Source organism: Streptomyces sp. NBC_00513 (genome assembly GCF_041431415.1).
Lineage (GTDB): Bacteria > Actinomycetota > Actinomycetes > Streptomycetales > Streptomycetaceae > Streptomyces.
This window is the reverse complement of the sequence record NZ_CP107845.1, coordinates 1,362,425-1,384,914: the sequence shown is the minus strand read 5'-3', so window position 1 is coordinate 1,384,914 and position 22,490 is coordinate 1,362,425. Positions and strand designations below refer to the sequence as shown.

Sequence of the window (22,490 nt, the reverse complement as noted above, 5' to 3'; positions counted from 1 at the left end):
CCCTGGCAAGGGTCGCCTGCCGCTGACCTGCGGCATGTACAACGGGTGATCGGAGAATGCACGTTCATCCGGCACGTACCGGGTGGATCTGGTCGAACGGGGGGTAACGGCCCGGAATGGAAATTCTTCACCAGCGCTCCGACACCGCTCAGGTGTGGGAAGCGGCCGAGGAGTTCATCCGACTCTTCCACCGGGAGAATCCGGAAGCCGGTGATCCGCGTGCTCGACTCGCCGCCGTACGGGCCGAACTCGCGGGCACCGGAACCTACCGACACACCCCGGAGGAACTGGTGCACGGCGCCCGCGTCGCCTGGCGCAACAGCAACCGCTGCATAGGCAGGCTCTACTGGAACTCGCTGCGGGTCCGCGACCGCCGCGAACTGACCCAGGCCGACGACATCGCCGAGGAGTGCTTCGCCCACCTGCGCGAGGCCACCAACGGCGGCCGGGTCCGGCCCACCATCACCGTCTTCGCCCCGGACGCCCCGGGCCGCCCCGGCCCGCTGATCTGGAGCGAGCAACTGGTCCGGTACGCCGGGTACGGAGACCATCCCTCCATCACCGTCGGCGACGCCCGCAACGGCCCGCTCACCGGCGCACTGCTGGGCCTCGGTTGGCCCGGCGGACCCGGCACCCCCTTCGACCTCCTCCCGCTCGTGGTCCAGGGCGTGGACGACAAGCCGCGCTGGTTCGAGACGCCCGCCGACGCGGTGCTGGAGGTCCCGATCCGTCACCCCGACGCCGCCGACGACTGGGCGGACTGGGGACTTCGCTGGCACGCGGTCCCGGCCATCTCCAACATGTGCCTGGAGGTCGGCGGCATCCACTACCCGGCGGCGCCGTTCAACGGCTGGTACATGGGCACCGAGATAGGAGCCCGCAACCTGGCCGACACCGACCGGTACAACCTCCTCCCCGCGGTCGCCCGCCGGCTGGGCCTCGACCTGTCCACCGACCGTTCCCTCTGGAAGGACCGCGCCCTGGTCGAGCTGAACCGGGCCGTACTGGACTCCTTCGACCGGGTCGGGGTGACCATCGCCGACCACCACACCGAGTCCCGGCGCTTCCTGTCCCACCTGGAGCGGGAGGAGCGCAAGGGTCGTGCGGTCGGGGCGGACTGGTCCTGGATCGTGCCGCCGATCTCCGGTTCCGCGACCCCGGTGTTCCACCGCACGTACGAGGACCGGGCCAGCGCGACGGCCTACGTTCACCACCGCGGCGCGCAAGAAAGGGCCCAAGGGCGGGATTTGGTCTAGACCTTCTGTTACCGTCGGCTCCGAACGGATCCGGAACGGCGGAATTGAGGTACCTGTGGACGACGCGCACAGCACGGACCAAGCGGACGGACACCGGGCCTACATCGGCTCGTTCACCTCGGGGGGCGGTCGCGGTGTCACCACCGCGGCCGTGGATCCGGCCACCGGGGCGCTGACCCCGCTCTCCGCCACCGCCGCCCTCGTGGACCCCTCGTACCTCGCCCTCGCGCGGGACACCGGGGTGCTCTACGCGGTCAGCGAGACCGAGCAGGGCGGGGTCGGCGCCTTCCGTGCCACGGCCGAGGGGCTCGAACCGCTCGGCGACCCCGCCCGGGTCGGCGGGTCCGGTCCCACCCATCTCTGCGTCGCGGGTCGGCGCCTGTTCGCCGCCAACTACACCTCCGGCAGCGTCAGCAGCCTCCCGCTCGCCGCCGACGGGCGGATCCTCGGGCCCGCCGCCGTCCTGGCGCATCGCGGCTCCGGTCTCGACTCCGACCGGCAGGCGTCCCCGCACGCCCACCAGGTGGTGCCCGACCCCACCGGCCGCCGGCTGCTCGCCGTGGACCTGGGCACCGACTCGGTACTGGTCCACGCCCTCGACCCGGCCGGCGGCGAGCCCCGGCCGTACGGCGAGACCGCGCTGCGGGCCGGGACGGGACCGCGCCACCTCGCCTTCCACCCGGACGGCGAGGTGGTCTACGTCCTGCACGAACTGGAGGCCCAGCTGACCGTCTGCCGGTGGACCGCGACCTCCGGGCGGCTGGAACCGGTCGCGGAGGTTCCGATCGCCGCGGGCGGGCCCTCGGGGCCCGTACGGGACCACCCCTCGGCCGTGGTCGCCTCGCCCGACGGGCGCTTCGTCTGGGCCGCCGTGCGCGGCGCCGACACCCTCGTCACCTTCTCGCTCGCCGGCGGGCCCGAGAAACCGCAGCTCACCGCCATCGTCTCCTGCGGTGGGCACGGGCCGCGCGACCTCGCCCTCGACCCCTCGGGCCGCCGGTTGTACGCGGCGAACGAGAGGTCCGGGGACGTCACCTGGTTCGACGTGGACCCGCTGACCGGCCGGCCGCGGCGGGCCGGTTCGGTCCCCGTGCCCGCCGCCACGTGCGTGGTCTTCGGCTGACCGCCCGGCCGACGGGCCCGCTCCCGCACGCACGAGGGCCCGCGCTCCAGGTCGTGGAGCGCGGGCCCTCGCGTACGGATGTCGAGCGGGTGGTTCAGTGGGCCGCGGCGCCCAGGGTGATCCCCAGCGCCGCGCTGTACTGCGCGACGGCCAGCTTGCCGAGCGCCGGGTAGGCCCCCAGCACCTCGGCGGTGGCGCAGTCGGCCTCCTTGCAGGCCGTGTCCAGCAGCCCCTCGGCGGCCTCCGGGCCGATCAGGTACGGGGCCAGCGCCAACTGCGTCGAGCCCTCGGCGCGCAGCTGCTCGGCGATCGACGCCACCGAGCCCTCCTGGTCCAGGGCGGCGGCCTTGACCGGCACCGCGAGACGGGCGGCCAGCAGCATGCCGGTGATCCCGGCGGCCCGGACTGCCTCCTCGCCGCCGGTGGTCGCCAGGATGATGCCGTCGGCGGCGGTGGTCACGGTGAACAGGCGCGCCCGGTCGGCGCGGGCCAGACCGGCCTCGGAGAGCCGCACGTGCAGGCCCTCGGCGAGCAGCGGGTGCGGGCCGAGCACGTCGGCCAGCTCGGCGGCGGCCGAGGAGTCCATCAGCGCCTGGCGGACGCGGCGCAACAGGTCGCCGTCGGGGCCGGCCAGCAGGGGCACGACCACCGCGTCCGGGCCGGTCGCCGGGGGCACCTCGTGCCCGGCGGCGCGGGAGAACTCCGCGCGCGCGGCACGCTCGTGCGCGACGGAGGTCAGTACGCCGGACAGCGACGGGAACTCGGAACCCTCGACGTCATCGCCGTCGAGGTACCCGATCCGGCCGTCGAGGCCCGGCAGCTCGGAACGACCGATGCTGATGATCTCTTCCGCGAGTCCGCGCGAGGCGGCGGAGGGGGCACCGGGCACGGCGAGCACCAGCGCGGGCGCGCCCTCGGGCGCCACCGCGGGCTCGGGTCGGCGGTGCCGTCCGGCAGGGCGGGGTCGCGGCATTCGTACGGGCAGGCCATTGTCGGGCCCAGTGGGGGAGCTCATGGCGCCGCATGCTACTGGCTTATCGGAAGAGAGTGTTCGGGCAGGGCCTCTTCCGGCGGCTTCTGTCCGTATTTATCCGTTGAATGTCGTATACGTTTCAACTGTACGGATCAACTGGCGTTCGGCAGGCGCCAGTCAACCGGCTGCGCTCCCTGTCCCACCAGCAACTCGTTCGTCCTGCTGAACGGCCTGGAACCGAAGAACCCGTTGGCCGCGGACATGGGGGAGGGGTGCACGGACTCCACGGCCGGCAAGTCGCCCAGCAGGGGCCGCAGGTTGCGTGCGTCACGCCCCCACAGCACGGACACCAGCGGCTTGCCGCGCGCGGCGAGCGCGCGGATGGCCTGCTCGGTGACGGCCTCCCAGCCCTTGCCGCGGTGACCGCCGGTCTTGCGCGGGGCGGTGGTGAGCGAGCGGTTCAACAGCAGTACGCCCTGCCGGGTCCACGGGGTCAGGTCGCCGTTGAGCGGCCGGCCCGTCCCGATGTCCGCGTGCATCTCGCGGAAGATGTTGTCCAGGCTCGGCGGCCACGGACTCACCTCGGGCGCCACCGAGAAGGACAGGCCCATCGCGTGCCCCGGGGTGGGGTACGGGTCCTGTCCGACGATGAGCACCTTCACCTCGTCGAAGGGCTGCTGGAACGCGCGCAGGACGTTCGCCCCCGAGGGGACGTACGTCCTTCCCGCCGCGATCTCGCCGCGCAGGAAGTCGCCCATCGCGGCGATCTGCGCGGCCACCGGCTCAAGAGCCCGGGCCCAGCCCGGCTCGACGATCTCGTTCAACGGTCGTGCTGCCACGGTCGATCACTCTACTGGCTCAATCCGTCACGGGAGAACGGCGGCCCTCACGCAGAGCACGTCCGGCAGGTGCTCGGCCAGGAGTTGCCAGCTGTCCCCGTCGTCGTGACTGCCGTACAACTCCCCGTTGCGGTTGCCGAAGTAGATCCCCGCCGGGTCCCCGTCGTCGGTGCAGAGCGCGTCCCGCAGGACGGTCCCGTAGTGGTCCCCGTCCGGCAACCCCCGCTCCAGGGGCTCCCAGCGGGCCCCCGCGTCCTGTGTGCGGAACACCCGGCAGCGGTGTTCGGCGGGGACGCGATCGGAGTCGGCGTTGAGCGGGAAGACGTACGCGGTGTCCGGCCGGTGCGGGTGTGCGGCCACCGCGAAGCCGAAGTCGGAGGGCAGCCCGGCGCCGATGTCGGTCCAGTCCGTGCCCGCGTCGTCACTGCGGTAGACCCCCCAGTGGTTCTGCAGGTACAGCCGGTCGGCGTTCCCGGCGTCCTGGGCGATCTTGTGGACGCACTGGCCGAACTCCGGGTTCGGGTCCGGCAGGAACACGGCCGAGACGCCGTGGTTCGACGGGGTCCAGCTCGCCCCGCCGTCCCGGGTCCGGAACGCGCCGGCGGTGGAGACCGCGACGGTCACGGCGTCCGGATCGTCGGGGTGCGTGATCACGGTGTGCAGGCCCTCGCCGCCACCGCCCGGTACCCAACTCCCGCGGCTCGGGTGCTCCCACAGCGGCCGGACCAGCTCGAAGGACTCGCCCCGGTCGGTCGAGCGGAACAGGGCGGCCGGTTCGGTACCCGCGTAGACCACGTCCGGGGCCTCCGGTCCGGCGGGGTGCAACTGCCACACCCGTTCCAGTGAGGCGCCCGTGTCCCGGGGGAACCGCACGGCCGCCGCGGTGGGTTCCCGCCAGGTCGCGCCCAGGTCGTCGGAGCTGAAGACGGACGGGCCCCAGTGCGCGCTGTCCCCGCCGACCAGCAGGCGGGGGGCCGGGTCCCGGGTGTCGATCGCGACCGCGGACACGGCCTGGGCGTTGAAGTGCGGCCCGTCGAACCGCCAGGGCCCGGCGTCCGTCCGTCGGCCGATGAAGAGTCCTTTGCGGGTACCCGCGAGCAGCAGAACGTCGGACATGGCCGACACCTCCGGACTTCCTTGTCCTTCACGACAGCAGCTTTGAGCCAGTCTGCACCCGACCGCCGACAGCGGCTCGCAGTGACGTTCCGGGTTCCGGTCCAGGCCCCGCGACTCCGCGAACCCCAGTTGTACGAGAGGTCTCGTAGTACGGGGAAATTCGTAGTACGGTAAATCTCGTACTTAGCCGCCGAGCCCGGCGCGCGCCCGCCGACACCCGGAGAGCCCGATGAGTGCTGCCCCCGCCGCGTTTGCCGCCCTTTTCCAGCCCCGCACGATCCGCTCGGTGACCATCCCGAACCGCGTGTGGATGGCTCCGATGTGCCAGTACAGCGCCGAGGCCACCGGCCCCGCGGTCGGTGCGGCCGGCCCGTGGCACTTCGCGCACTACGCGGCCCGCGCCGTCGGTGGCACCGGCCTGATCATCCAGGAGGCCACCGCGATCTCGCCGGAGGGCCGCATCTCCCCGTACGACCTCGGCATCTGGAACGACACCCAGGTCGAGGCGCTGCGCCCGATCACCGCCTTCCTCAAGTCGCAGGGCACCATTTCGGGCATTCAGCTTGCGCACGCCGGCCGGAAGGCATCCACCGAGCGCCCCTGGAAGGGCGGCCGGTCGGTCGGACCCGAGGGCCACGGCTGGCTGCCCGACGCCCCGAGCGCGCTGCCCTTCCACGAGGGCGACCCGATCCCGCACGAGCTGACGGTCGAGCAGATCCACGAGGTCACCGCGCAGTTCGCGGACGCCGCCCGCCGCTCCCTCGAAGCCGGCTTCGAGATCGTCGAGATCCACGGCGCGCACGGCTACCTCATCGGGCAGTTCCTGTCCCCGCGCAGCAATCACCGCACCGACGAATACGGCGGCTCCTTCGAGAACCGCACCCGCTTCGCCCTCGAAGTCGTCGACGCCGTACGGGCGGTGTGGCCCGCGGAACTCCCGCTGTTCTTCAGGATCTCCGCCACCGACTGGCTGGAAGAGGACGGCTGGACCGGCGACGACACCGTCCGGTTGGCCGCTCTCCTGCACGAGCACGGCGTGGACTTCCTCGACGTCTCCACCGGCGGACTCGCCCCGGACGCCGAGATCCCGGTGGCTCCCGGCTTCCAGGTGCCCTTCGCGGCCCGGGTCAAGGCCGAGACCTCGCTGCCCGTCGCCGCCGTCGGCCTGATCACCGAGCCCGCCCAGGCCGAGAAGATCCTGTCCAACGGGGAGGCCGACGCGATCCTGCTCGGCCGGGAACTGCTCCGCGACCCGTACTGGGCCCGCCGCGCGGCGGCCGAACTGGGCGCGGAGCCGCGTACGCCCTCCCCGTACCACCGGGCCTGGTGAACCGGGTCGGCCCGGGCCCCCACGCCCGGGCCGACCCCACCGGGAGGCGACTCGCCGGGAGACGTCCCCGCCGCGAGACGGCCCTCCCCGCGCGGGCCGTCTCGTACGGCATCCCTCGTACAATGGCGGCACGAGTCACACCGAGCGAGTGGAGCAGGACATGGCGGAACGTGAGACCACCCGCGCACTCGCCCACCCCGACCGCGCCGAGATCCGCCTGGAGGGCGTGCTGCACGCGCTTTCCGACCCGCTGCGACTGTCCATCGTCCGGGACCTGGCCTCCTCGGACACCGAACTCGCCTGTTCGCACTTCGCGTTGCCGGTCACCAAGTCGACGACCACGCACCACTTCCGGGTGCTGCGCGAGAGCGGCGTCGTACGGCAGACCTACGCGGGCACCACCAAGCTGAACGGCCTGCGCGACGCCGACCTGGAGGCCCTCTTCCCCGGCCTGCTGGACAGCGTCCTCCAGGCGGCGAGCGCCCAGGAGGCCCGCCTCACGACCACCTCCGCGGCGGATCCGACCGCCGATCCGGTGACGGCGCGGGACACGACAGCGGTCACGGCGTAGGGGGCGACGGGGAGCCCGCCGCGCCCAGCAGGCCCGACCAGTCGGGGATCTTGACGGAGCGGCGTCCCAGCGAGCGCCCCAGGTCGGCCTCCGCGATCTCGATGGCCAGCCAGCCCGGCCACTCCACCGGCCTCAGTCCCGCCGCCCGCAGGGCGTCCAGCGGGTCGCCCGGAAGCTCGCGCCGGGCCAGCGCCCCCGCGTCCTGGAGCAGCGAGGACGCCGTCTCCTTGGCGCACGGCCGGTTCGTGCCGATCACCCCGGTCGGGCCGCGTTTGATCCAGCCCGCCACGTACTCCCCGACCGAGGCCCGGCCCGCGCGCAGCACCCGACCCGCCGCGTGCGGGATCGTGCCGCGCGCGGCGTCGAACGGCAGACCGGGCAGGGGCACGCCCTGGTACCCCACCGACCGCAGGACCAGCTCCGCCGGGACGTCCTCGTACCCGCCCGTGCCGGTCACCCCGCCCGCGCCGTCCTGCGCGGTCCGCTCGAACCGCATGCCGACGACCCGCCCGTCCGTCCCGCCCAGCACCATCGCCGGACGCAACTGGAACCGCAGGGCGATGGTCCGATCCGGCTTCTCGGCCGCCTCCTCGCCGTCCGCCTCGGCCCAGCCCCGCAGCACCTCCAGGTTCCGCCGGGCCACGGCGGGCAGCGCGGCCGCCGCGTCCGGGTCGCGGTAGGTCGGGTCCAGGGCCAGTTCGGCGGGATCCACCCGCACCGCGACCCCCGGCAGGGTGCCCAGTTCGCGCAGTTCCTTCGTGGTGAACCGGCCCTGGGAGGGGCCGCGCCGGGCGACCATCGACACCGTCCGCAGACCACTGCCCGCCAGCACCCCCAGAGCCGGGTGCGGCATGTCGGTCGCCGTCAGCTCGGGCGCGCCCCGGGCCAGGATGCGGGTCACGTCCACCGCGACGTTGCCCGCCCCGACCACCACCGCCGAGCGCACCCCGCGCAGATCGAAGGCCGCCGCGTCCGGGTGCCCGCTGTACCAGGCCACGAAGGCCGTCGCGGAGTGCACCCCGGCCAGTTCCTCGCCGGGGATCCCCAGCAGCCGGTCCCGGGCGGCGCCGACGCAGTACACGACCGCGTGGTACAGCTCCAGCAGCCGGGCGGTGGTCAGGCTCGGGCCGCCCACCTCCACGTTCCCGAGGAAGCGGATCCGCCCGTCCTCCAGCACCGCGCGCAGACTTCCGGTCAGCGACTTGATCTTCTCGTGGTCGGGGGCCACCCCGTACCGCACGAGCCCGTACGGCGCCGGCAGTCGGTCCAGCACATCGACCCGTACACCCGGCACCTCGCGCTGCTGGACCAGGGTCTGCGCGGCGTAGACCCCGCTCGGGCCCGAACCGACGACGGCGACACGAAGCACGGCGGAGCTCCTCCCGCAGGTGTTCCCAGCATGACACCGGGCCCCCCGGCCGTCAGCCCATCGCGCGCATACGGTGGATCTCGGCGCTCTGGGTGGCCACCACCTCCGTCGCCATCTCCTCGACCGCCACGTTGTTGCCCCCGGCCAGCGCCTCGCCCGCCATCTTCACGGCGCCCTCGTGGTGGGCGATCATCAGCGTGAGGAAGAGCCGGTCGAAGTCCGCGCCCCTCGCCGCGGCGAGATCCGCGAGTTGCCGCTCCGTGGCCATGCCCGGCATCGCTCCGTGGTCATGGGATCCGGCGTCGGTGGAGGGCTCCGGGTGCCGTGCCCGCCACTTCTCCATGGCCCCCATCTCGGGTCGCTGCGCGGCGGCTATGCGTTCCGCGACCCGCTTGACCCCGTCGGCCGAGGCCCGGGTCGGGGCGAGCGCGCTCATCGTCAGCGCCTGCCCGTGGTGCTCGATCATGTGGCGCACGTACGTCTGGTCGGCGGCGTTGGGACTGTCGTCCGGACGCTCCTTGGCCGCCTGTTCGGGGGAGAGGGTCCGTGCCCTCTCACCCGGTCTGCCGGGGGCCACGACCACCGGCGCGCCGTCACGGGCGTCGTCCGCCGCCCCGTCCTGCCGGCAGCCGGCGAGGGTGAACAGGAGACCGGCGGTCAGCGCCGCTCCCAGGATTCGGCCGAGTAAGGCGTTTGCCATGTCCATGGAAAGGACGATACTGCCGGGGTCCAGGTTCCGTTCCCAGGAAGAGCGGAACGCACGGGCCCCCACGGGAGGCACAGTGACCTCGCACACCGTCAGAGCGCCACGCAGGAGTCCGGCGGTGGCCCTCGTGGCCGCCGGGCTGCTCTCCACGCTCCTGGCCACCGCCGGACCGGCGGTCGCCAGCCCCGACCCGGGCGACGCGTTACCCGGCGTCGGATCCGCGCGGAACGCCGCACCCGCCCAAGGCCGCGAACTCGCCCCCGGGGAGATCCCCGGTCAGGACGAGATCGTGCACAGCCGCAACATCACGCCCCTCGCCAACATCCCCAGCGCCAACCCCCAGGGCATCAACTCGGACCTGGCCTTCCAGGGCAGGTACGCCTACGCGGGCAGTTACGACGGCTTCACCATCTACGACATCGGCAACCCGAAGGCGCCCAAGACCGTCACCACGGTCCTGTGCCCCGGCGGGCAGAACGACGTATCGGTCTCCGGCGACCTGCTGTTCCTCTCCACCGACTCCTCGCGCAGCGACGACTCCTGCAACAGCGTCTCGCAGCCCGCCACGGAGAAGTCCTCGTGGGAGGGCATCAAGATCTTCGACATCAAGGACAAGAAGAACCCCAAGTACATCAAGTCGGTGGAGACCGCCTGCGGCTCGCACACCCACACCCTGGTCCCGGGCGGCCGTGACATCTACCTCTACGTCTCCTCGTACTCGCCGAACGAGGCCTTCCCCGACTGCAAGCCGCCGCACGACGGCATCTCCGTCGTCAAGGTCCCGAAGAAGGCCCCGACGACGGCCTCGGTCGTCGCCTTCCCCGTCCTCTTCCCGGACGGCGGGAACCCGGGAGCGCCCGCCAACCCCGGCGTCTCCAAGACCACCGGCTGCCACGACATCACCGTGCTCCCCTCGAAGAACCTCGCCGCCGGCGCCTGCATGGGCGACGGCATCCTCTTCGACATCAGCAAGCCCGAGCAGCCGCGGGTCATCGACCGGGTCCAGGACAACGTGAACTTCGCGTTCTGGCACTCCGCGACCTTCAACGAGCGCGCGAACAAGGTCGTGTTCACCGACGAATTGGGCGGCGGCAGCGGCGCCACCTGCAACGAGGCCACCGGCCCCGACCGGGGCGCGGACGGGATCTACGACATCACCGGGCGCGGGGACCAGCGCAAGCTCGTCTTCAAGAGCTACTTCAAGATCCCGCGGCTCCAGGCCGACACCGAGAACTGCGTGGCCCACAACGGCTCGCTGATCCCGGTCGGCGGCGGTCGCGACGTCATGGTGCAGGCCTGGTACCAGGGCGGGATCTCGGTGTGGGACTTCACCGACTCCACCCGGCCCAGGGAGATCGCGTACTTCGAGCGCGGCCCCCTGACCACCGACACGCTCGGCCTCGGCGGTTCCTGGTCGGCGTACTACTACAACGGACACATCTACTCGAACGACATCGTCAAGGGCCTCGACGTGCTGCGGCTCGACGACCGGCGCACCGACAGCGCCAAGTGGGTGCGGATGGACGGCCTCAACGTGCAGACGCAACCCGAGTACCACTGACCCCGCCCGACGACAGGGCACTCACCGTGCCGAGGGGAACGATCCGCCGGGCGGCCCGCCGTCCGGCGGGTCGCCCATCTCCCAGTCCAACGCGTACCGCTGGAACAGCTCGGCCCGCAGCCGGGTCTGCGGCATCGGCGCTCCCGGCAGCAGCACCGCCACCACCGCGCCCATCAGCAGGGCCCGCAGCAGCGGGTAGTCGGTGTCCACGTCCGCCGACCCGTAGCGGGCGACCGTGTCCCGCAGCAGCTCCGCGAGCCGTTGTTGTTCGACGCACTGGACGAACCCCTCCGCCTGGAGGATGCCCGCCATGTGGGTCCGCATCAGCCGCGGCCGGTCCCGGGCGAGGCCCAGGATCGCGTCGATCGCCCGGGCCAGCCGCTCGCGGCCGTCATCCGCCGGAGGATCCCGTTCCAGGGCCGCTTCCAAGGTCAGGTGCATCAGACGGTGCACGGCCGACTGGAGCAACTGTCGCTTGCCGGGGAAGTAGTACGAGACCAGGCCGCGGGCCGCGCCCGCGCGGTCCGCGATGTCGCCGAGGGTCGTGGCCTCGTAGCCGCGCTCGGCGACGAGTTCGACCGTGGCCTGCAGCAGCCGCTCCCGGGAACGTCTACGCAATTCTTCATTGACCGATGCGCTGCGCGGGGACATGCTTACTCCTGCGTTGACTGGCTGCGAGCCAATATACTCAGCGCACGAGATCGTCTGCTCTGGGCGACGCGGGGGATCGCCCAGAGCAGGCAGGATCCGGCGGTCTGCTGAAACGATTCAGCCGGGCACCTGTTGATCAGGCGAGCCGGCCGGCTCCTCCTGTCGGCGCAGCAGTCGGGTGGTCAAACCGCCGACGACGATCAGGCCGACGCCGAGCCACCACGTGTTGTCGAAGATCAGCACGGCGATCCCCACCGGGATCAGCAGCCCGGCCAGCGGGAGCAGCAGTCTGGAGACCGGCGGTGCGGGCAGGCCGCGGGCCTTGGCGCGCGCGACGTCGGGGTACCACTCGGTGAAGCGCAGGGCCGCCACGATCGCCAGGATCTGGATGATCCAGCCCGTCCAGATGTTGTTCGGGTTGCGCAGCACCAGGTCGCCGAAGGCGCCCGCGACGGCGGCCACCAGGAAGGCGAGCCCCCAGACCCCGGTGATCGCGTAATTGGTCCGCAGGAAGGCGGGCGTCTTCCAGAGCGAGGGGTCCACGCGCTCACGGGCGTACTGGAGGGTGAAGGGCATCCGCACGGCCATGGACCCGAACGCGATGACCACCAGGGCGATGTTGGAGACCTCGCCGGCGTACGTTTCCAGCCACCGCAGGGTGCCCGGACTCGCCGTGAGGCCCACGATGCTCAGGACCCCGAAGAACACCAGGTCGGACAGTTCCAGAAGCTTCCACGACGAGCCGCGGTCGACCAGTCGGCCCCCCACCACGAGGGTCAGCGAGATCACCAGGGCCAGCGCCACCGCCCATTCGAACCGCCCCGGCCCCACCAGCAGGGAGAACGCGATCCAGGGGGAGATGCCGACGAAGGGACTGTTCAGGATGCCGGCCACCTTGCCGGCGACGGGGGAATGGGTCGCTCTTGCCATGGGCTCCGGCCTTCCTGCCGCCCGCACCCTGCCTCAGGTTCCTGCCTCACGTTCCAACGTACGCCGGACCGTCGCGTTCGACGCGGGGAGCGGGGCCTCCGCGAACGGGACCAGGCCGGTCGGGTCGCGGGCCGAACGGATCAGTGGGGCGGCAGCCGGAAGTGCGCGCCGACCCCGGCCCCGTCCACGTGCACGACGTGCGCCCCCACCCGGACCGTCTGGGTGCCGCCGACGCGCCACGACCCCTCGTCCCCGCGCGTCCCCCCGGCCGCCCCGGCGGCGTCGCCCCCCTCGTCGGCCCCGTCGCCCAGGGGGATCCAGACCTCCAGGAAGGTGCTCCCGTCGAGGTTCGTGCCGGTCTCCACCAGGCCCGCCCCCTCCCGGCGCAGGGTTCCCACGTCGTGCCCGGGGACGCCCACCTCGTGGTGGAAGGTGACCTGCCCGCCCTCGTAGGAGGTGGTGCCGGCGAAACCGCGACTGTCCGCGTAGAACCTGCCGCTCTGGAGCCACACGACGGTGTCGGTCTCCCGCAGCGGTCCGCCGTCACGGCTGATTCCGGCGCGCGACCAGGCGCCGCGCGAGGGTGCGTCCATGATCAGAGCCTGCCACAGGACCCGCCGAGGACCCCGACCGGCGTGGCGCGCCGGACGCGCGCATCCTGGCCGCAGGAGCCGTCGCCCGACCGACGGGATCGCGATCCCTCAGGCGGGGCCGGGTGCTCCGGGCGACGCGGGGGGTCGCCCGGAGCGGGGCCGCCACAGCGTCACGAGCGCGACCAGGGCCACGCCCAGCAGCCAGCCGGCGAGCACGTCCGAGAACCAGTGGACGCCGAGGTAGAGCCGGGTGAGGCCGACCCCGACGACCGAGACGACGGCGAGGGTCCACGCGGCGGCCGCCTTCGTCCTCGGGGTCTGCTCGGGCAGCAGCCAGAGCAGCGTTCCGCACACCACGGTCGCCGTCATCGCGTGCCCGGACGGATACGCGGCGAAGTGGGCCGAGTCCACCGGGTCCGGCCACTCCGGCCGCTCCCGACCCACCAGCGCCTTCAACCCCTGCTGCACCACCGAGGCCACGAGGGCGGCGACCGCGACCCGCATCGCGCGGTTGCGGTCACCCCGCCACCACAACAGGAGGCAGGCGGCCGCGGCCAGGGCGCGCATGGTCCACGGGTCCCAGACCCAGTCGGAGAGCACCCGCGCCAGGTGGGTGACCCCGGGGTGCGTGACGGCGTGCGCGTGCAGGTCCCGGGCGACCCCGTCGTCGAAGGAGATCAGCGGGTCCCACCGTCTCACCACGAGCACCGTCAGAACGGCGGCGAGCAGCGCGCAGGAGATCCCGGCAATCCGTACGAGGTCATTCCGCATGCGGAGATCCTCGCACCGCTCGCGACCGGGGCCCTACGTCAGCGCGCTGAGGCCCGGTACGAACGCGACCAGCAGCGGCACCGCCGGGACCAGGGTCGCCAGGGCCGTCAGACGCAGCCGACGGACCGGTGACAGGCGGGGCGCCGCCGACAGCAGGCGCCGCACCCGCTGCGGTACGTGGGCCTGCGGGGTGGGGCAGGGGCCGAAGACACCGCGGTCCTCGTTGAGCCCCACCAGGGCGAGCGCGATCGTCAGCCGCCCGAAGCGCCGCGAGGCCACGTCATCGGCGGCGAGCTCCACCAACCGGTGCATCTCGGCCTCGAACGCCGCGAACACCGGGATCTGCGGGAACCCCTGGGCGAGCGCCCGCGAGCAGTGCAACAACCAGTCGTGCCGGGCCGCCACGTGACCCTGTTCGTGCGCCAGCACCGCGTCCAGCTGGCTGCCCTTGAGCCGCCCCAACGCCGCGGTGCTGACCACCAGGCGCGGGACCGCCCCCGGCTGCCACCACGCCTCGGGCCGGGAACCCTCCAGGACGACGAGGCGCGCCGCCGCGGGGTCCTCGCCGGGCAACAGCGGGGCCCGGTCCCGGAGTTCGGCCGCCCCCACGCGCCGTCGGGCCCGCGCCCGCAGCACCTCGCGCGTCAGCATCGCGCCCGTCCACAGTCCGCCGCCCGCGAGGACCAGCGCGGTGCCGATGGCCCAGGGCCCGCCCGCCGTACCCAGCGCGTACGCGTCGGCCACCCCGTGCGGCGCGGACGCGAAGAGCCGGCCCCGGACCGCCGGCCAGGCGGCCGCCGCGCTCAAGACCATCGACAGCGCCAGGCACAGGAGCACCGCGCCCACCACGCACTGCCACACCCACAGCGCGACGACCGGCTCGCGGTCGGGCCATCGGGCCCGGGCCAGCAGACGGGGAGCGAGCACAGCGGTCAGTGCGCCGAGCAGCAGAAGGGCGGCGGGGACCATCATGGTCGCCAGCCTATGAGCGCGAGACCTCCCCCGGGTATCGCCTCGGCGCATTGGTGACGCAGGACACGTGCCGGTGCGGCCCGCCCGGGACCTCACATGCCCGGCAGCATCGCCAACATGCCGATGCCCATGGCGAGTCGACAGGCCCGGGTCAGTTCGCCGGTCCCGCCGACGGCCGACGCGAGGGACTGCCCGCCCGCCGCGGACACCACGGGCCGCCCGCCCCCGCCGGCCATCAGCCGGGCCCCCGCGAGCAGCACGTACCCCGTGAAGTAGACGAGCAGCACCCCGGTCACCAGCGGCATCCCGCGCGCCGCCCCGACCGCCGGGCCGTGCCCGTGTCCGGCTGTCATCGCCAGGCCCTGGTAGGCCATGTAGGCCATCGCCAGGGAGCCCACCAGGTGGTGCGTGTGGTGGGCGCCGTCGCGCAGCAGCCACAGCGCGTGCAGGGCGGCGCCGCAGAACGCGCCCAGCAGGATCCGCGCGCCCCACGCCCCGGTCCCCGGCGGTACGGCCATCACGGCCATCCCGAGTCCCATCACGGCCTCGCCCGCCGCCGGCCCGCGGCCCTCCCCGCCGGCTCTGCTCGCGCGCAGCAGACAGTAGGTCCCGCTCACGGCGCACAGCAGCACGAGCAGCCAGGCGGAAAGGACGGAGGAGATGGAGGACATCGCGGATCCGTGCACGGCGGAACCCCCCGGTTCGTCGGCTTCACCGGAAGAGATGCCCCTGTCCGCAGGTCCGCACGCCGGCCCGGGTTAGGCTCTCCATACCGTGCCAGGCGCGGCATGTGCCCAGAGGAAGAACGGAGCCGTCGATGTCGACCGCCCACCCCACCGAACTGAGTTATCGCAGCGCCGTCGAGGCCGACGTGCCGGAACTCGTGGCGCTCGTCGAGTCGGCCTACCGCGGGGACGCCAGCCGCGGCGGCTGGACCACGGAGGCGGACCACCTCGACGGACAGCGCACCGACGAGAACGGTGTCCGCCAGGTCATCGGCGGCCCGGACAGCGTGCTCCTCGTCGTCGAACGCGCGGGCGAGATCGTCGCCTGCTGTCACCTCGCGCACCGCGGCGACCACGCCTACTTCGGGATGTTCGCCGTCCGCCCCGGCCTTCAGGGCGGCGGCCTCGGCAAGGAGATCCTGGCCGAGGCGGAGCGCCGCGCCCGCGAGCAGTGGGACGTCAAGGAGATGCGGATGACGGTGATCAACGTACGGGAGGAGCTCATCGCCTACTACGTGCGCCGCGGCTACGCGCGCACCGGCGAGCTGAGCCCCTTCCCGTACGGCGACGAGCGCTTCGGCAAGCCGCGCCGTGAGGACCTGGCCTTCGAGCTGCTGGTCAAGTCGCTGTAGCGCGCCCTGCGGTTGGCCGGGTCCCGGCGCTCGACGCGACTGGTCAGGCGGTGAAGCGGCCGGTGCTGCGGATCTCCGGGAAGTCCGTGATCACGCCGTCCAGTTGGAGGGCGCGCGCCAGCCGCAGGTGCTCCAGGGTGTTGACGGTCCGCCCGGTCACCCGCAGCCCCTCCGCGTGGAGCGACTCCACGAGCGCCAGGTTGAGTCGGTGGATCTCCAGGGCGACGGTCTCGGCGCCCGCTGCCGGCGCCCGGTCCTCGATGACCCTGCGCTGCGCCTCGTGCCGGTCGGCGTAGAGGCAGCCGCGCACGCCGGGCACCAGCCGGGTGACCTCCGCGAGCACCGCGTCGTCGTACGAGGCGACCTCGACCCGCGAGGTCAGGTCGCGGCGCAGGATCCACCGGGCGAGCGCCTCGGCGGTGGCCGGGTCCTGGACGCAGACCTGGAGCGGTACCTCCACCGCGTCCGCCACCTCGTCCAGGACCGGCACCCGTTCGCCCTGCCCGGCGTCCAGCGTGCGCAGTTCGGCCAAGGTGAGTTCGGCGACGGGGCCGGCTCCGTCGGTGGTGCGGTCCACCTCCTCGTCGTGCAGTACGACGAGGGCGCCGTCCTTGCTCAGGCGTACATCCAGGGCGATGACGTCCATGCCGGATCGCTGCGCGCGGGCGAACGACCGCAGCGTGTTCTCCGGTTCGACGCCCATGACCCCGCGATGACCGATGGTGAGGAAAGTCAAGGTTCTCTCGCTTCCGTCGACGGCGGCTCCCCGCACGGTCGCGGTGTCCCGACCGGCCGCGCGCGGTGAGGCGCATGCTAGTGCGCCGACCGTGCGATGGGACCGCCCGTGCGGGACGCGCGGGAGCGTGCCGGCCTTTTCCCGTCGGGCTCGTACGGCCCGCCGGGCCGTCCCCGTGTCACCCGGGCGTGGGCGCGTCCCCATCGGCTTGACGGACGTACGCCGGCGTCCGTGACTCAGGCCCCGGCGCCGGGTCCGCCCTCGGTTCCGGCGGTGCTCGCTCCGGCGCCGGGAGCGGTCTCGGCCCGCGGGGCGGCGACCGCCTCGACCTCGGCCAGGTCGGCCAGCAGGGCCTCGGCCAGCTCCAGCTCGGCCAGGTGCTGCCGCTCGCTCCAACGCAGCGCGAGGGTGGGGAAGGCCCACTCGCTCACCCCGCCCGCGTGTTCCACGGCCTCCCGAACGGCGGCCAGTTCGCCCCGGGTCCGTTCCAGATGGTCCTCCACCATCGCGCGCAGCAGCGCCGGTTCGGCCAGGTGTCCGAGCCAGATCCGCAGCAGCAGCCCGTGCTTGAGGACCGGGGGCCCGGCCTCGGCGGTGTCCGAGGCCCACCCGGCCAGGGCAGTGCGGCCCGCGTCGGTGATGGCGTAGCGCCGCTTGGTCCGCACTTCCTCGGGGCCCGAGCGGACGGAGGCCGCGTACCCCAGTTCCTCCAGGCGGCGCAGTTCGGCGTAGATCTGGCTGATCGCCGGCGACCAGTAGAAGAACCGCAGTGAGGAGTCCGCCCACTTCTTCAGCTCGTAGCCCGTGCGTTCCCCGGGGAAGGACAGCAGGCCGAGAACCGCCCACGCGGTCGGCGGAAGGACCTGCGGGAGGTCTTGCTTCCTCGACTTATTACTACTAGTCATATTCCGAATCGAAGCAAGGCCGGGCACGGGACGCAACTCTGGAGGCATCGTGAAATTCTCCGTGATCTTCGAAGCTCAGCTGGCCGATCCGACCGCGGAACGGGAACACCAGGTCATCCGCGACTGCGTCGAGCAGGCCGTACTCGCCGAACGCATGGGATTCGACCGGATCTGGGCCGTCGAGCACCACTCGTTGAAGTGGTACGCACACATGTCGGCCCCGGAGATCTTCCTCACCTGGGTCGCGGCCCGGACCGACACCATACGCATCGGGCACGGCGTCGTGTGCATGCCCTTCAACTTCAACCATCCGGTCCGGGTCGCGGAGCGCGCCGCCATGCTCGACCTGCTGTCCGGCGGCCGGCTCGACCTGGGGGCCGGGCGGGGCGGCACCACGCAGGAGACCTCCCTGTGCGGGGTGGACAAGGACCGGACCACCGCCGAGGTGGAGGAGGCGCTGCGGATCATCGGCAGGGCCTGGCAGGAGGAGGAGCTGGAGTACCGCGGCGAACTGCTGGACATCGGCCCGCACCCGATCCTGCCCCGACCGACCCAGACCCCGCACCCGCCGCTCTTCCTGGCGTGCAGTCGCGCGGAGACCCTCGTACAGGCGGCCGAGCTGGGGATCGGGGCTTTGGTGATGGGCTTCGCGGGTCCGGAGTCGATCGCGCGGATGCGCGCCGTGTACGACGGGGCGATCGTCGGGCGGGACGGGTCGCGCTTCGTGTCGACCGCCGTCAACGACCACTTCTCCGTGCTCTGTCCGACGATCGTGCTCGACGACCCGGCCGAGGCCCGCCGGATCGGCGTCCGGGGGCAGCGCTTCTTCGCCCAGTCGATCGGCCACTGGTACGGAGGGGCGGGCGTCCCGGACGAGGCGGTGGTGGCGGGCGCCGACGAGCCGGCCGAGATGCGCAGGGCCGCCGAGCAGGTCGTGGCCCGACTGCACGAGCAGGACATCCCGGTGCGGCCCACCGCCACGGCCACGTTCAACGCCGATCACGCCTACGGGAGCGCCGACGACGCCATCGCCCACGTGGAGCGGCTCCGGGCGGCCGGCGCGGACGAGGTGATGTGCCTGATCCAGATGGGCACGGTGCCCCAGGAGGCCTGCCTGGAGACGCTGCGCCAGTGGGGAGAGCGCGTCATCCCGCACTTCCGCGGCGCCGAGTGAGCAGGATCACGGGAGGTCGGGAGCGGGCCCGCCGCCCTCGGTCCTCGACGTCCCGAGCCGGCGCGCCTTCGGTGCCCGGAGCGGTCCCGAAGGCGTTCTCGCAGGTCCGCGGGGTATGGGGAGGGAAGACCGGAGGCTTGGCTTCCACCGTGAAGGACGGGAAGAATTTCGGCGAAGCGGGGGGTGAGGCAGGATAATTTCCCGAGTTCTCTCTTGAGTGGGAGAGCCTCACATGCATACGCTGTCTTGACGTGAGGTTCTCCTGTGGAGGAAGTGACATGACGGAAACTCTTGTGCCGGGCGTCGGCGGTGCCGTGACAACCGCGGAAACGCGGGTAGTGGACCAGCCCGCGTGGCTCGCGCTCAAGGCCGCCGTGGAGGAGATCCGCCCCTGGCAGTCGGCCGACGGCTCGATCGACTTCGAGGCCGAGGGAGCCCCCGCGCGCGTCGAGGTCGAGGCCGTCGTGGAGCGCGTCGCGGACGCCGTGCTCGCGCTGTCCCCGCTGCTGCCGCACGCCACCGAGTACCACGCCGCGCTCGTCGCGGACCTGCGCAAGTGGGTCGCGGACGACTTCCGCGTGCCGGACTTCCTCGACTCCCTGCTGGCCTTTCACCCGGCCTCCGGGCGCGCCGACGGCCTCCAGCACCTCGTCGTCTTCCCGATGTACACGCAGAACGGCAACCTGGACCGCAACTTCGAGGCCGTCGTGCTGAAGATGGTGTGGCCCGAGTGGCTCGCCGAGCTGGAGCGCACCCGGTACGACAACCCGCTCTTCCTCGGCATCACCTTCGAGGACTTCACCCCGGGCTACGACACCCACTCCGCCGTGCTCTTCCCGGAGACCATCGCCGTGCGCGAGGCCCCCGAGCGCTTCACCTGGGGCGGCATCTTCTGTGACCGCGAGGCCGCGCGCTACCGCCGGGTCACCGAGGCGGCCGTGGACATCCTGGGCATCGAGCTGCCCGAGGACATCGCCGCCATGGTCGAGGACCAGCACCGCTGCGAGAAGGCCTTCGTGCTGTGGGACATGGTCCACGACCGCACCCACAGCCACGGCGACCTGCCGTTCGACCCCTTCATGATCAAGCAGCGCCAGCCGTTCTGGATGTACGGCCTCGAGGAGCTGCGCTGCGACCTCACCGCCTTCAAGGAGGCCGTGAAGCTGGAGTCCGAGGGCAACGAGCACGGCCGTGACGTGCAGTACGCCGTCCTCTTCGACCGGATGTTCCGCTTCCCGGTCTCCGGCGACCGCAACCGCAACTACGACGGCCTCGGCGGCCAGCTGCTCTTCGCGTACCTCCACAAGCACGACGTCGTGCGCTGGACGGACAACAAGCTGAAGATCGACTGGATGCGCGCCCCGCAGGTCACCAACCAGCTGTGCGCCGAGATCGAGGACCTCTACCGGGCCGGCATCGACCGCCCGAAGCTCGTCCACTGGTTCAAGGCCTACGAGCTGGTCTCCACCTACCTCGCCCCGCACCCGGGCTCCAAGTGGGCGAAGGGCCCCGACGCCCTCGACCTCACCCTGCCTCCGCGCAAGCTCGTCGACGACGTGCTTCCGGACGAGTTTCCCCTGAGCATGTTCTATGAGGCCCTCGCCAAGAAGCTCAAGGGTGTGATCGCCTCCACGAAGGGCATCACCGCCCTGAACGCCGAGACGGCCGAGCAGGCCGCCGCGTGAGCTCTCGCCCACAGGAGGCTGCACAGATGAACGGCTCCGGTAACACCGGCAACGGTGACGGGAAGCTGCACGGAGCGGTGATCGCGGTGGCCGGGGCCGGTGGGCCCGCGGGCCAGGCCGCCCTGCTCCGCCTCGCCGAGGCGGGCGCGGTGGTCGTCGCGGCCGACGCCGACCCGACGCGCCTCGCGGAGGCCGTGGACGCGGCCCGCTACGCACACGGCGGCGCCACCGTCGTCGGCGACACCGTGGACCTCCTCGACCTGGAGGCCACCAAGGCCTGGGCCGAGCGGACCGAGAAGGAGTTCGGCCGGGTCGACGGCCTCGTCCACCTCGTCGGCGGCTGGCGCGGCAGCAAGACCTTCACCGACGCCGACCTGGCGGACTGGGCCTTCCTGGAGAAGCTCCTGATCCGCACCGTCCAGCACACCTCGCTCGCCTTCCACGACGGCCTGCTGCGCAGCGATCGGGGGCGCTACGTCCTGATCAGCCAGTCCGGCGCGCACAAGCCGGTCGCCAACAACGCCGCGTACAACGCGGGCAAGGCGGCGGCCGAGGCCTGGACGCTCGCCATGGCGGACTCCTTCCGCAAGGCGGGGGGCGAGGACGGCCCGAACGCCGCGGCTGCGATCCTGGTCATCAAGGCATTGGTGCACGACGCGATGCGCGCCGAGCGTCCCACTGCGAAGTTCGCGGGCTTCACCGACGTCAAGGAGCTGGCCGAGGCCATCGCCGGCGTCTGGGAGCGGCCCGCACCCGATGTGAACGGACAGCGTCTGTGGCTCACTCCGCAACCGTGAGAACCGCGAGCGGGAAGACCGATGCGCACCGCCACCACGATCCGGCGGTGCGCGGATTCGCCAGCGACAACTACGCGGGGGCGCATCCGGAGATCCTGGAGGCCATCGCGTTGGCCAACGGAGGCCACCAGGTCTCCTACGGCGACGACGAGTACACCGAACATCTGCAGAAGATCTTCCGCAGCCACTTCGGCCCGTACGCGCAGGCTTACCCGGTCTTCAACGGCACCGGTGCGAACGTCACGGCCCTCCAGGCCCTGACCGACCGCTGGGGCGCCGTGGTCTGCGCCGAGTCGGCGCACATCAACGTGGACGAGGGCGGCGCGCCCGAGCGGATGGCCGGGCTCAAGCTGCTCACCGTCCCCACTCCGGACGGCAAGCTCACCCCCGAGCTGATCGACCGGCAGGCCTGGGGCTGGGAGGACGAGCACCGCGCGATGCCGCAGGTCGTCTCGATCACCCAGAACACGGAACTCGGCACCGTCTACACGGTCGACGAGATCCGGGCCATCTGCGAGCACGCGCACGGCATGGGCATGAAGGTGCACCTGGACGGCGCGCGGATAGCGAACGCCGCCGCCTCGCTCGACGTGCCGATGCGTGCCTTCACCAACGCGGCCGGCGTGGACGTCCTGTCGTACGGCGGGACCAAGAACGGGATGATGTTCGGCGAGGCGGTCGTCGTGCTGAACCCCGACGCGGTCCGGCAGATGAAGCACATCCGCAAGATGTCGATGCAACTCGCGTCCAAGATGCGCTTCGTGTCGGTGCAGTTGGAGGCCCTGCTCGCCAAGGACCTGTGGCTGCGCAACGCCCGGCACGCCAACGCGATGGCGCAGCGGCTGGCGGCCGGTGTCCGGGAGACCGACGGGGTCGAGATCCTCTACCCGGTGCAGGCCAACGCGGTGTTCGCGCGACTGCCGCACGCGGCGACGCGCCGGCTCCAGGAGCGGTTCCGCTTCTACTTCTGGGACGAGATCGCCGGCGACGTGCGCTGGATGTGCAGCTACGACACCCAGGAGGAGGACGTCGACGCCTTCCTCCAGGCGCTGAAGGAGGAGCTGGCCCGGTAGGG

General features: G+C 72.3%; 22 protein-coding genes and 1 pseudogene. 10 read left to right on the top strand and 13 right to left on the bottom strand.

Features of this window, described 5'->3' with window-relative positions:
• Window positions 1-116 precede the first annotated feature (116 nt).
• Together OHA84_RS06600 and OHA84_RS06595 are read left to right on the top strand one after the other, a co-directional pair.
• Window positions 117-1,256 carry a nitric oxide synthase oxygenase gene (locus tag OHA84_RS06600; protein WP_266972686.1) on the top strand — a complete coding sequence of 380 codons (1,140 nt, stop codon included), beginning with the start codon at window positions 117-119 and terminating at the stop codon, window positions 1,254-1,256.
• A 55-nt stretch (window positions 1,257-1,311) separates the two neighbouring features.
• A complete protein-coding gene (locus OHA84_RS06595; protein ID WP_266972688.1) occupies window positions 1,312-2,379 on the top strand; it encodes a lactonase family protein in 1,068 nt (355 codons plus the stop codon).
• Between the two features lie 94 nt (window positions 2,380-2,473).
• On the opposite strand, the gene OHA84_RS06590 is transcribed toward OHA84_RS06595, so the two are convergent.
• The 3 genes from OHA84_RS06590 to OHA84_RS06580 all read right to left on the bottom strand — a co-directional run bounded on the left by OHA84_RS06590 (window position 2,474) and on the right by OHA84_RS06580 (window position 5,307).
• The gene (locus OHA84_RS06590; protein WP_078998865.1) at window positions 2,474-3,394 is read right to left on the bottom strand and encodes a sirohydrochlorin chelatase; all 921 of its coding nucleotides are present in this window, start codon (window positions 3,392-3,394) and stop codon (window positions 2,474-2,476) included.
• Between the two features lie 110 nt (window positions 3,395-3,504).
• Window positions 3,505-4,191 (bottom strand): uracil-DNA glycosylase, encoded by a 687-nt coding sequence (locus tag OHA84_RS06585; protein WP_053678255.1) that lies wholly within the window; start codon window positions 4,189-4,191, stop codon window positions 3,505-3,507.
• A 27-nt stretch (window positions 4,192-4,218) separates the two neighbouring features.
• Window positions 4,219-5,307 (bottom strand): exo-alpha-sialidase, encoded by a 1,089-nt coding sequence (locus OHA84_RS06580; protein WP_266972691.1) that lies wholly within the window; start codon window positions 5,305-5,307, stop codon window positions 4,219-4,221.
• A 229-nt stretch (window positions 5,308-5,536) separates the two neighbouring features.
• Here OHA84_RS06580 and OHA84_RS06575 point away from each other — a divergent pair, with 229 nt between their 5' ends.
• Window positions 5,537-6,637, top strand: a complete 1,101-nt coding sequence (locus tag OHA84_RS06575; protein ID WP_266972693.1) for an NADH:flavin oxidoreductase/NADH oxidase — start codon at window positions 5,537-5,539, stop codon at window positions 6,635-6,637.
• A 160-nt stretch (window positions 6,638-6,797) separates the two neighbouring features.
• Window positions 6,798-7,136 (top strand): annotated as a pseudogene (locus tag OHA84_RS06570) (ArsR/SmtB family transcription factor); the annotation flags it as partial.
• Between the two features lie 61 nt (window positions 7,137-7,197).
• Here the strand turns inward: OHA84_RS06570 and OHA84_RS06565 are convergent.
• Both OHA84_RS06565 and OHA84_RS06560 read right to left on the bottom strand, forming a co-directional pair.
• Window positions 7,198-8,577, bottom strand: a complete 1,380-nt coding sequence (locus tag OHA84_RS06565) for an FAD-dependent oxidoreductase (protein WP_266972695.1) — start codon at window positions 8,575-8,577, stop codon at window positions 7,198-7,200.
• A gap of 52 nt (window positions 8,578-8,629) precedes the next feature.
• Entirely contained in the window at window positions 8,630-9,283 is a 654-nt protein-coding gene (locus OHA84_RS06560) for a DUF305 domain-containing protein (RefSeq protein ID WP_266972697.1), read from the bottom strand.
• A gap of 76 nt (window positions 9,284-9,359) precedes the next feature.
• On the opposite strand from OHA84_RS06560, the gene OHA84_RS06555 reads away from it, so the two are divergent.
• Window positions 9,360-10,844, top strand: coding sequence for an LVIVD repeat-containing protein (locus OHA84_RS06555; RefSeq protein WP_266972699.1), 1,485 nt, complete (start codon window positions 9,360-9,362; stop codon window positions 10,842-10,844).
• 21 nt (window positions 10,845-10,865) lie between these two features.
• Here the strand turns inward: OHA84_RS06555 and OHA84_RS06550 are convergent, their stop codons facing one another.
• From OHA84_RS06550 to OHA84_RS06525, 6 genes are all read right to left on the bottom strand, one after another.
• Window positions 10,866-11,495 carry a TetR/AcrR family transcriptional regulator gene (locus OHA84_RS06550; RefSeq protein ID WP_053678264.1) on the bottom strand — a complete coding sequence of 210 codons (630 nt, stop codon included), beginning with the start codon at window positions 11,493-11,495 and terminating at the stop codon, window positions 10,866-10,868.
• A 117-nt stretch (window positions 11,496-11,612) separates the two neighbouring features.
• Window positions 11,613-12,425, bottom strand: a complete 813-nt coding sequence (locus OHA84_RS06545; protein WP_053678266.1) for a hypothetical protein — start codon at window positions 12,423-12,425, stop codon at window positions 11,613-11,615.
• A 140-nt stretch (window positions 12,426-12,565) separates the two neighbouring features.
• Window positions 12,566-13,018, bottom strand: a complete 453-nt coding sequence (locus tag OHA84_RS06540) for a hypothetical protein (RefSeq protein ID WP_266972702.1) — start codon at window positions 13,016-13,018, stop codon at window positions 12,566-12,568.
• A 108-nt stretch (window positions 13,019-13,126) separates the two neighbouring features.
• On the bottom strand, window positions 13,127-13,789 hold the full coding sequence (locus OHA84_RS06535) for a phosphatase PAP2 family protein (protein ID WP_053678270.1): 663 nt from the start codon (window positions 13,787-13,789) through the stop codon (window positions 13,127-13,129).
• A 33-nt stretch (window positions 13,790-13,822) separates the two neighbouring features.
• Window positions 13,823-14,761, bottom strand: a complete 939-nt coding sequence (locus tag OHA84_RS06530; RefSeq protein WP_053678272.1) for a M56 family metallopeptidase — start codon at window positions 14,759-14,761, stop codon at window positions 13,823-13,825.
• A 92-nt stretch (window positions 14,762-14,853) separates the two neighbouring features.
• A complete protein-coding gene (locus tag OHA84_RS06525; protein WP_266972705.1) occupies window positions 14,854-15,432 on the bottom strand; it encodes a DUF5134 domain-containing protein in 579 nt (192 codons plus the stop codon).
• A gap of 146 nt (window positions 15,433-15,578) precedes the next feature.
• Here OHA84_RS06525 and OHA84_RS06520 point away from each other — a divergent pair, with 146 nt between their 5' ends.
• Window positions 15,579-16,118, top strand: a complete 540-nt coding sequence (locus OHA84_RS06520) for a GNAT family N-acetyltransferase (protein WP_053678276.1) — start codon at window positions 15,579-15,581, stop codon at window positions 16,116-16,118.
• Between the two features lie 43 nt (window positions 16,119-16,161).
• Here OHA84_RS06520 and OHA84_RS06515 read toward each other — a convergent pair whose 3' ends face one another.
• Together OHA84_RS06515 and OHA84_RS06510 are read right to left on the bottom strand one after the other, a co-directional pair.
• Window positions 16,162-16,854: a glycerophosphodiester phosphodiesterase family protein gene (locus OHA84_RS06515; RefSeq protein ID WP_266972707.1), complete on the bottom strand. Its 693-nt coding sequence runs from the start codon at window positions 16,852-16,854 to the stop codon at window positions 16,162-16,164.
• Between the two features lie 236 nt (window positions 16,855-17,090).
• Entirely contained in the window at window positions 17,091-17,759 is a 669-nt protein-coding gene (locus OHA84_RS06510; RefSeq protein ID WP_053678280.1) for a PadR family transcriptional regulator, read from the bottom strand.
• 49 nt (window positions 17,760-17,808) lie between these two features.
• Here OHA84_RS06510 and OHA84_RS06505 point away from each other — a divergent pair, with 49 nt between their 5' ends.
• From OHA84_RS06505 to OHA84_RS06490, 4 genes are all read left to right on the top strand, one after another.
• On the top strand, window positions 17,809-18,933 hold the full coding sequence (locus OHA84_RS06505; RefSeq protein WP_266972710.1) for an LLM class flavin-dependent oxidoreductase: 1,125 nt from the start codon (window positions 17,809-17,811) through the stop codon (window positions 18,931-18,933).
• A gap of 278 nt (window positions 18,934-19,211) precedes the next feature.
• Window positions 19,212-20,618, top strand: coding sequence for a DUF6421 family protein (locus OHA84_RS06500; protein WP_053678284.1), 1,407 nt, complete (start codon window positions 19,212-19,214; stop codon window positions 20,616-20,618).
• Window positions 20,619-20,644: 26 nt separating this feature from the next.
• On the top strand, window positions 20,645-21,415 hold the full coding sequence (locus OHA84_RS06495) for an SDR family NAD(P)-dependent oxidoreductase (RefSeq protein ID WP_053678287.1): 771 nt from the start codon (window positions 20,645-20,647) through the stop codon (window positions 21,413-21,415).
• Entirely contained in the window at window positions 21,394-22,488 is a 1,095-nt protein-coding gene (locus tag OHA84_RS06490; RefSeq protein ID WP_371591328.1) for a low specificity L-threonine aldolase, read from the top strand. Before OHA84_RS06495 ends, OHA84_RS06490 begins: the two co-directional genes overlap by 22 nt.
• The last annotated feature ends 2 nt before the right edge of the window (window positions 22,489-22,490 follow it).

Coding starts and splice junctions, on each gene's coding strand:
- OHA84_RS06600 (WP_266972686.1), top strand. CDS start 117: ATGGAAATTCTTCACCAGCGCTCCGACACCGCTCAGGTGTGGGAAGCG.
- OHA84_RS06590 (WP_078998865.1), bottom strand. CDS start 3,394: ATGAGCTCCCCCACTGGGCCCGACAATGGCCTGCCCGTACGAATGCCG.
- OHA84_RS06580 (WP_266972691.1), bottom strand. CDS start 5,307: ATGTCCGACGTTCTGCTGCTCGCGGGTACCCGCAAAGGACTCTTCATC.
- OHA84_RS06575 (WP_266972693.1), top strand. CDS start 5,537: ATGAGTGCTGCCCCCGCCGCGTTTGCCGCCCTTTTCCAGCCCCGCACG.
- OHA84_RS06560 (WP_266972697.1), bottom strand. CDS start 9,283: ATGGACATGGCAAACGCCTTACTCGGCCGAATCCTGGGAGCGGCGCTG.
- OHA84_RS06550 (WP_053678264.1), bottom strand. CDS start 11,495: ATGTCCCCGCGCAGCGCATCGGTCAATGAAGAATTGCGTAGACGTTCC.
- OHA84_RS06545 (WP_053678266.1), bottom strand. CDS start 12,425: ATGGCAAGAGCGACCCATTCCCCCGTCGCCGGCAAGGTGGCCGGCATC.
- OHA84_RS06540 (WP_266972702.1), bottom strand. CDS start 13,018: ATGGACGCACCCTCGCGCGGCGCCTGGTCGCGCGCCGGAATCAGCCGT.
- OHA84_RS06535 (WP_053678270.1), bottom strand. CDS start 13,789: ATGCGGAATGACCTCGTACGGATTGCCGGGATCTCCTGCGCGCTGCTC.
- OHA84_RS06530 (WP_053678272.1), bottom strand. CDS start 14,761: ATGATGGTCCCCGCCGCCCTTCTGCTGCTCGGCGCACTGACCGCTGTG.
- OHA84_RS06525 (WP_266972705.1), bottom strand. CDS start 15,432: ATGTCCTCCATCTCCTCCGTCCTTTCCGCCTGGCTGCTCGTGCTGCTG.
- OHA84_RS06520 (WP_053678276.1), top strand. CDS start 15,579: ATGTCGACCGCCCACCCCACCGAACTGAGTTATCGCAGCGCCGTCGAG.
- OHA84_RS06510 (WP_053678280.1), bottom strand. CDS start 17,759: ATGACTAGTAGTAATAAGTCGAGGAAGCAAGACCTCCCGCAGGTCCTT.
- OHA84_RS06500 (WP_053678284.1), top strand. CDS start 19,212: ATGACGGAAACTCTTGTGCCGGGCGTCGGCGGTGCCGTGACAACCGCG.
- OHA84_RS06495 (WP_053678287.1), top strand. CDS start 20,645: ATGAACGGCTCCGGTAACACCGGCAACGGTGACGGGAAGCTGCACGGA.